The organism is Sinomonas humi (genome assembly GCF_000802235.1).
Lineage (GTDB): Bacteria > Actinomycetota > Actinomycetes > Actinomycetales > Micrococcaceae > Sinomonas > Sinomonas humi.
In genome coordinates this window covers 1-569 of the sequence record NZ_JTDL01000009.1, presented here as the reverse complement: position 1 = coordinate 569, position 569 = coordinate 1, and the positions used below count along the sequence as shown (strand labels likewise).

The 569-nt window shown below is 67.5% G+C and carries 1 protein-coding gene; it reads left to right on the top strand.

Translation table 11 applies throughout. The features are described 5' to 3' along the window. Positions 1–106 precede the first annotated feature (106 nt). Positions 107–505 carry a hypothetical protein gene (locus LK10_RS00750; RefSeq protein WP_043119353.1) on the top strand — a complete coding sequence of 133 codons (399 nt, stop codon included), beginning with the start codon at positions 107–109 and terminating at the stop codon, positions 503–505. Positions 506–569: the final 64 nt, after the last annotated feature.

The following is a 569-nucleotide window of genomic DNA, read 5'->3' as shown; positions in this document are numbered from 1 at the left end:
GAGAAACTCGCCCACTGACCGTTTCGGGTACGCCAACTTCGCCCTGCCCTCTTTGCCAAGCTGGTTGTGAGTCAGTTCCGATCGGCGAAGGAGGAGGTCTGTGTCCATGATTCTGGGCAGGACGGTGGAGGAGGTCCGTGAGCTGGTCCATGAGTACGAGCTGGTTCGGCACGGGGACAAGGGCGCCTGGCTGGCGGGGCGGGGCCTGAAGGCGGACTGGATACGGCGGTGGCGGAATGCGGTGTACGAGGGCGACCTCGACCGTGGCCTGATACCGCGGGAAGGTAGTCCTATGACTGTTCCACCGCGTCGGCGCACCGCATTGGAGAAGGCCCGCGCCGCGGAGCGTGCCGCCCAGGAGGCAGAGCTCGCGAAGCTGAACGCGCGCGTGCGCGAGCTCGAGGAGACCAACGCCGCCCTGGGAAAAGCTATCGGGCTCTTGCACGCGATGAAAGAGCAAGAGCCCGGGACCGGCCCGACGAGGACCGATCCATCCGGTTCCTGAAGGCCGAGGACGCCCTCGTCGCCGCCCTCACGCGCTCGACCGGCTCGCAGCGCCGAGCCCTGGC